Annotated in this window: 8 protein-coding genes; 7 read left to right on the top strand and 1 reads right to left on the bottom strand. The window is 38.8% G+C overall.

Features of this window, described 5'->3' with window-relative positions:
• The first annotated feature begins 327 nt into the window (after positions 1 to 327).
• The 7 genes from B4J50_RS09265 (at position 328) to B4J50_RS09235 (ending at position 6,010) form a co-directional block, all read left to right on the top strand.
• Positions 328 to 1,530: a M48 family metalloprotease gene (locus tag B4J50_RS09265; RefSeq protein ID WP_286954115.1), complete on the top strand. Its 1,203-nt coding sequence runs from the start codon at positions 328 to 330 to the stop codon at positions 1,528 to 1,530.
• Between the two features lie 30 nt (positions 1,531 to 1,560).
• On the top strand, positions 1,561 to 2,418 hold the full coding sequence (locus B4J50_RS09260) for a hypothetical protein (protein WP_286954113.1): 858 nt from the start codon (positions 1,561 to 1,563) through the stop codon (positions 2,416 to 2,418).
• A 9-nt stretch (positions 2,419 to 2,427) separates the two neighbouring features.
• Positions 2,428 to 3,567 carry a hypothetical protein gene (locus tag B4J50_RS09255; protein ID WP_286954112.1) on the top strand — a complete coding sequence of 380 codons (1,140 nt, stop codon included), beginning with the start codon at positions 2,428 to 2,430 and terminating at the stop codon, positions 3,565 to 3,567.
• A gap of 29 nt (positions 3,568 to 3,596) precedes the next feature.
• On the top strand, positions 3,597 to 4,040 hold the full coding sequence (locus B4J50_RS09250; protein ID WP_286954111.1) for a hypothetical protein: 444 nt from the start codon (positions 3,597 to 3,599) through the stop codon (positions 4,038 to 4,040).
• 116 nt (positions 4,041 to 4,156) lie between these two features.
• Positions 4,157 to 4,879 (top strand): hypothetical protein, encoded by a 723-nt coding sequence (locus B4J50_RS09245; protein WP_286954110.1) that lies wholly within the window; start codon positions 4,157 to 4,159, stop codon positions 4,877 to 4,879.
• A gap of 11 nt (positions 4,880 to 4,890) precedes the next feature.
• The gene (locus B4J50_RS09240; protein WP_286954109.1) at positions 4,891 to 5,760 is read left to right on the top strand and encodes a CsgG/HfaB family protein; all 870 of its coding nucleotides are present in this window, start codon (positions 4,891 to 4,893) and stop codon (positions 5,758 to 5,760) included.
• Positions 5,761 to 5,854: 94 nt separating this feature from the next.
• Positions 5,855 to 6,010 carry a hypothetical protein gene (locus B4J50_RS09235; protein WP_286954108.1) on the top strand — a complete coding sequence of 52 codons (156 nt, stop codon included), beginning with the start codon at positions 5,855 to 5,857 and terminating at the stop codon, positions 6,008 to 6,010.
• A 237-nt stretch (positions 6,011 to 6,247) separates the two neighbouring features.
• Here the strand turns inward: B4J50_RS09235 and B4J50_RS09230 are convergent, their stop codons facing one another.
• Positions 6,248 to 6,382, bottom strand: coding sequence for a hypothetical protein (locus B4J50_RS09230; protein ID WP_286954107.1), 135 nt, complete (start codon positions 6,380 to 6,382; stop codon positions 6,248 to 6,250).
• Positions 6,383 to 6,439: the final 57 nt, after the last annotated feature.

The raw sequence follows: 6,439 nt of genomic DNA, 5'->3' as shown, positions 1-6,439 counted from the left end.
TCAGATGCGGATTGGTACCCTCTAATTTCAGCCTCCTATAACAGTTCCCCGCTTTATTGCAGATCTACTTTCTTTGCTTATTTTCCCCATAACTTAAGCAAGGAATTCTGTTGCTGTCTTCATGTGTTGCATGTAAGAGTCAACGGAAATGAGCACTGTTATATCCACTTATTTCCTTTAATATCACCAGTATAGGGCTTCGGAACTATTTTTTGTAATAGAATTGACTCTTTTCTTTCATGATAGTAATGTTTTTGTATCTATATTTAAGTTAATATTGTTGTAAAAAATTACGTTCCATATCATGTTTTAGGAGGATGCGGTGTGATGAATAAAATTAAATTGCCTTTATTTATCTTGTTTGTCGGCGTTTTCTTTTTGGTAAACGAATATTGGGCGGAAGCTGGTGTAATAGGAAATATAAAAACAAATTTGTATTATAGCGAAGATTACGATAAGTTGCCGCTAGCAGAATTTCAAGATTATATCGAAAACGAGGATATGGCTTTTAAAAAAGGCTATAAAAAATCTCCTCTTTGCTATCTTGAGGGCGAACATTTGATGGAAGTTCGACTTTCCGCTTATTGGGACGAGTTTCTTCGTGGGAGCATAGGGATTTATTCGTCCCAAAGTGAGGATCCTATAATACAACGAGTGAAGGATGTTGCTTCCAAGATAGTGCCGGTAGTTACGCGTAACTATGTTCCTATTAAACTTTATGTGCTTAATTCTCATACGGGGTATTCTTTCATGGTTTTGGGAGGTGGAATTGTCTTAACAGATTCGTTAGTTCAAATTTGTGAGAACGATGATGAATTAGCGGCTCTTGTTGCTCACGAGATTGCGCATTTTGATAGAGAAGATCTAAACCGAGAAATAGGAGATTTAAAAGGAATGGATCTTTTTATGAAAGTAGCAATGGACACGAAGTATACGTATGAGGATTTGAACAAAATTCTTGATGCAACCCTGTTGGTAGCTGAGAATGGGTATTCTCAAAAAGTAGAGTTTGAAGCGGATAAATTAGCGATGGTTTACATGAGCCAAGCTGGATTTAATCCTGAAGCATATCTTTCTATTCACGATAAAATCAATACATCCGATACTCCATGTACAAAATCTTTTTCGAGTGGATTCCCTTCTATGGATGGCAAAATAGAGGCTCTTGCTGAGTTTCTTCCTGCTCTTCGCCACAAAGGAGAAACTCCTTCTGGTGGAATAACCGTATCTTATGAATATACAACTGATGCGGAATCTTTACGGAGCAGAGCTCTTGAAGCTTTGCACGATAATGGTGTGCGTTTAAGAGTTTTTGAGTGTGTAGCAGAATCTCTCCCTTATAGAGGTCTATATGTTGTTGTAGAAGATCTTTTCCATTCCTTTCAAAACGAAGCAAAGCAAAAACAGTTAGAAGAAGCGCTGAGAAAGGGATATTTCAATGTGTATCCTCATTTCTCTTATGTAGTAATAGAGGTAACAGATAACTGGAATAAAGAAGGTTTTTGGAAAACATCTTTTGCTCTTGATTAAAAAATATACGAGAAGGGATGAGTTTACAGAATGCTTAATAAGAAAATTTTTATAAGAATTGCTTGTTTTGTTTTTGTTTTTGTTAGTAGCATCTTAGCCTTTGTCCCTAGCGCATTCGCATGGCCTTGGAGTAAATCTGCTCAGGCTAACGATGTGTATAACGAAACGGAAAATGCACGTATTAATTGGACAGAGGGGTATGTTGAGGCAGTAGGGCAAGCTGTGGCTCCTAAGGGACAAGAGCGCACTCCGCAAGGAAAACTTCTTGCTAAAAGGGGAGCAATTGTTGACCTACAACGAAATTTACTCGAATTCCTTTTAGGGGTTCATGTTGATGCCACTTCTGTCCTTGATGATTTTATGGCTAACGATATGGTTAAAACTCAAGTTAATGGGGTTGTTAAAAATGTTGTGGTGGAGAAAGCAGATTGGAAAGATGGAATTTTTACTGTTGTTGGAAAAGTAAAGCTTCCTGAAATTCGCATAGTGCTTCTTCCTATTATTGAGAAAAAAAGTGCTCCTGTCGCTAAAAAACAGTCCCAGAAGCAAACATATAATTATACAGGTCTAGTTGTTGATGCTCGACATTTGCCGCTTGTCCCTTCAATGTCTTTTCGAATAGTTAACGAAAAGGGAGAAGAGGTTTATGGCGTTGCGAAAGCAAGTGAACAAGCTTTTCTTTCCTCCGGGCTTTGTGAATATCATTCGAATATGGAATGGGCCAAAGGACGTGAAAAAGTAGCATCCAACCCTCTTATCGTTAAAGCGACAAGGTTACTTTCTCCTTCAAATGTGGACATTGTAATTTCGTCTGAGGATGCTCAAAAAATATTAAGTAATAAGGTTGATTACCTGAATAAGTGTCAGGTTCTAGTCGTAAAACAGTAGGGTAGTAGTATGAAATTTATAAAATTATTATTTTGGGTGCTTATGTTAGGAATGTCTTTTTTGGTTTTCTCGAGACATGCTATTTGCGCTGAAGAAAGCATTGTTGTAGAAGCAGAGGGGGAGGCGCCTGTTCTGAAAGGGAATAAAACGCAAGCTCGCGATAAAGCAAAGCAAGCTTTGTATCGAAGTGCATTAGAAAAGGCAATGGGAGCTTACGTTGAAGGCATTACAGAAATGAAGGATTTTCAAGTTGTTAAAGATAAGGTGTTTTCTCGGACCCAAGGAGTAGTAACAGGAACTAAGGTTTTGAAGGAATGGGTTGATGATAGCAAAATATACCACATCAAAGCTTGTTGCACTGTTTCGGGGAAGGCTTTAGATGGCGTGTTAGGACCTGTTGTTATTGATACGCTAGGGAACCCTAGGGTGATGGTTATTGTGGACGAAGCTATAGAAGGAGAGCATCCTTTTCTTTCCACTGTAGAAGGTGAAGTGCTAACGTCTTTTAAAAATGCAGGGTATTTGATCGTAGATCAAGATCAGGTGAAGTCTAATCACGCCAGAGAATATGAAGCAGCACAACAAACTGGAGATGTTCAAAAATTAACGGAGTTAGCACAACGTTTTGATGCAGATGTGGTGATTTATGGAAAAGCGCAGAGTGTTTCTTATACGAAGCAAAAAATAGAGGGGCAGACTCTTTACGGGGTAAGAAGCCAACTTCAACTTAAAGCTATTATTACACATACAGGATATGTTTTAGGAGCAGAAATACCTGAAGTAAAGAAAACTGGCTCCTCTCCTCAAGATGGAGGGATCAGAGGGCTTCAAGAGGCTTCTAGAAAAGCATCTAACTCTCTAATTAACAAAGTCGCCTACTCTTTAGTAAGTGGAAGCTCCGGAAGTGTTCCTGGAAGGACAATTAAGGTGTATATTTCTGGGATTTCTTTTTCAAAGGTGAAAAAAATAAAGGAGTATCTGGAGTCTTCGGAAAAGATCACAGGCGTATATCAGCGGCAATTCAGAGATAAAAAAGTAGAGCTTGATGTCAATATTGAAGGAACAGTTGATGATATAGCTGAGTTGCTAGAAAAGTGTGGTGTGGATATCACTGGCATGTCTGCCAATATTGTTGAGGGGCGTATATGAAAAGAAATATTTTATTTTTATGCTTTTCGGTGTTTTGCCTGTCATTTGCCTCATGGAATATGGCTTTAGGCCAAGAATGTCAATCTTTGTCTATCGATATTGATAAGGTAAAAGAATATGTTAATCCAGAGGGTGTAGAGGTACAACAGCTTGAGTTTGCACAAATTGATTGGTGTTGTAACGAAGTCGTTATTCGTGGAGAAGGGCTTCTATGTAAGGGGAGTGATGCTAGGGGATTGCTTATGTCCAAACGGTTGGCAAAGATTGATCTCTATCGGAATGCGCTACGTTTTTTATACGAACTGAACGATCTTATGCCTGCAGGGGAGAGAGTGCAGGAAATAAATGGTCGCATCTTTATTAAGGGAGATATTACAGAAAAGATCACAAGTAATAACGTCATAATGGAGGCTGTGGTTCCTTTTGATCTCTTTTTGAATGAAAGCCTTTTTTGGGAAGGAGACACGTTATGATTCCTTTAAAAAGAATAAGGTTTACATATTTCTTTTATGTCATTCTCACCTTCTCTTTGTCCTTCTTATTGGATCCGATTCAAGTATGCGCTGCGCCTCTTCCAAATAAAGGTAATGTGGCGTTGGTTTTAGACGATGGCAAGCAAGGTTCTTCTACTTTTTTTGTTGAAGCAGAGGATTCAATACGTAAAGAACTTATAAAAGAAGGACATCGAGTTGTTGACGAAAAAAAATTAGCAGAGATTCGCAAGTCTAAGGCAGCGTTGCTTGCATTAGAAGGAAATGTTGAAGCTATTAAGTCTCTTGGAAACAAATACGGGGTTCGGTATTTTATTAGAGGGCAAGTCTCTCTTCATGAAGCTCGAAAAAATGACGCGAACTTATTTACTGCAACCGCTGTAATAACAGTTAAAGGATATAACGCCTCAGGGCAATATTTCTTTTCAGACACTGTTGAGGGGCGAGAAGTTGGTTATACGGCAGAAGACGCCCAACACAGAGCTTTGATCAAGGCGACACAAGCTATGACATTGGACTTGTTGAAAGGAGAGGGAACCTCTGAGGATAGTCTCAAGAAAAAAACGAGCCTTGAGCAGACAGAGTTAACACTCAATATATCTGGCGTAACATCTTTTGAGCAGGCAAATCAGACACTGAATGGTTGCCGAGCTCTTCAAGGCGTTCAAAAGGCCAAGATGGTAGCTTATGGCGGAGGGAAAGCCACCTATCTTATTGAGTTTTATGGTGACGCCCAGAGATTTGTAAAATTATTACTTGATAAAGGCTACAGTATAAATATTAAAAATATATCCGGACCTCTAATCGATGCGTCTTTTTAGGAGGATAGAGAATGAGGAAGTATAAATTCATTCTACTTACTTTTAGTTTGTTTTGCTTTTCTTTAAGTTTGTCATGTAAGGCAGAAGCTAAACTTAGAGTGGCAGTAATTGATTTTAAAGATGAATCAAATAAAAATTATATCTCCCAAGCTATGAGCCGGGCTATGACGCAAAATTTAAAAAAGGAACTTTTTAAAACACACTTTTTTGAGATAGTGGAACAAGAGCGTATTGATGAGATCGCTAAGCAGGAAAGTTTGGTTCTTCAAGGCCTTCTTAATCCAGAAGAGGTCATAGGTATTGGGCAAAATACGAAAGCAAGTGCGGTTGTTACAGGGATTATTCAAGATTATTGTGTTATAAAAACTCCTTCCATGGGTAATGATGAATATGAGGGTCATATTCTCTTAAAAATTAAGATTATGGATGCAGATACAGGGAAAGCTTTCTTGTCCGCTCAATGTGAAGGCGTTTCTAAGGGAGGCAAGGGAATTAACATATTTTCTGGTGTTGCCGAGCGAGAAATGGAAGGCGAAACGGCTTTGGCAGCAGCGGCACTAGATGGGCTACGTAAAGCTGCCCAGATTATATGTTCCAGCGATAAGCTTGTTCAGCCGTTTTCTATTGTTCGAGTGAGTGGGGATATGGTGGTTATTGATGCTGGTACAACACAGGGGAACGTGTCTCGCGGGGATCAGTTTATTGCCTATATCGAAGGAGAGGCTATTCAGAATCAAGATGGAGATATTATTGGTGTAGCTCGTAAGAGCTTAGCGATACTTGAATTGAAAATATTGCAGCCTCGTTATTCAAAATGTGTCGTGATTGAGGGAGATATAGAATCTTTGCAACCTGGGATATCAGTTTTACCTAATAAGTAAAGGAAGGTATGTATAGTGGCTCGTTATCAGGTTTGGGAAGATCCAGAAACGAAAATGAAAAAAGAAATATAAAGAAGGGTTTAGATGGCTTTCTTTGCTTTTTGGGCCATTTTGGTATTTTACTAACGGTATGATTGGGAAAGGGATCTTATGGCTCATTGCCGCTATTATTGGTGCTGTGCTTATTTTGGGAGTTGGTGGCTTAGTTGTATGGATTATTGCTGGCTTTTTGGCTTTAGGAGAAGTTTAAACGAAGTTAAGAAAAGATGGATGGAAATTTGTTGGATATAAAGACGAGTTAATGTCTAAAGTTTTAGTATCGGAAAAAAACCGAATGAACGCGCTGCGGCAATAAAACCTACTCCAAGTACGGGAAGCCTTTGGGGGAAGTAACGTCAGGGAGGCCTTCAGCTATTTTGCCTCTCCTTCGGTTTTTAATGGAACTTGTTGTTAAGAAATGATATTTCAGTTTAGCGAAAAGCGGAATTTAAAAATCACAGGCAGAAAGAACTTGTATTTTGTTGAAAACTTCTTCTATTTCTTCGCGTGAATATTTTTCTGGTTTCCACATTTCAACTCCTTGTATGGTGTCTTCTAGAGTACAAGGAGTATTATTTTTCATCTAGAACAACCCCAATGGAGTGTTGAAAGCGAGGCTGAGCGGCATACTCGTTGTAAC

It is taken from the genome of Aminobacterium sp. UBA4908 (assembly GCF_002398115.1).
GTDB classification, from domain to species: Bacteria; Synergistota; Synergistia; order Synergistales; family Aminobacteriaceae; genus Aminobacterium; species Aminobacterium mobile.
Note: the sequence above shows the minus strand (reverse complement) of the source record. Positions and strands in the feature narration are given on the sequence as shown.

What these genes read in the sequence shown, in the direction of transcription:
- B4J50_RS09240 (WP_286954109.1), top strand. Translation starts at nt 4,891, where the DNA reads ATGAGGAAGTATAAATTCATTCTACTTACTTTTAGTTTGTTTTGCTTT.
- B4J50_RS09255 (WP_286954112.1), top strand. Translation starts at nt 2,428, where the DNA reads ATGAAATTTATAAAATTATTATTTTGGGTGCTTATGTTAGGAATGTCT.
- B4J50_RS09230 (WP_286954107.1), bottom strand. Translation starts at nt 6,382, where the DNA reads ATGAAAAATAATACTCCTTGTACTCTAGAAGACACCATACAAGGAGTT.
- B4J50_RS09265 (WP_286954115.1), top strand. Translation starts at nt 328, where the DNA reads ATGAATAAAATTAAATTGCCTTTATTTATCTTGTTTGTCGGCGTTTTC.
- B4J50_RS09260 (WP_286954113.1), top strand. Translation starts at nt 1,561, where the DNA reads ATGCTTAATAAGAAAATTTTTATAAGAATTGCTTGTTTTGTTTTTGTT.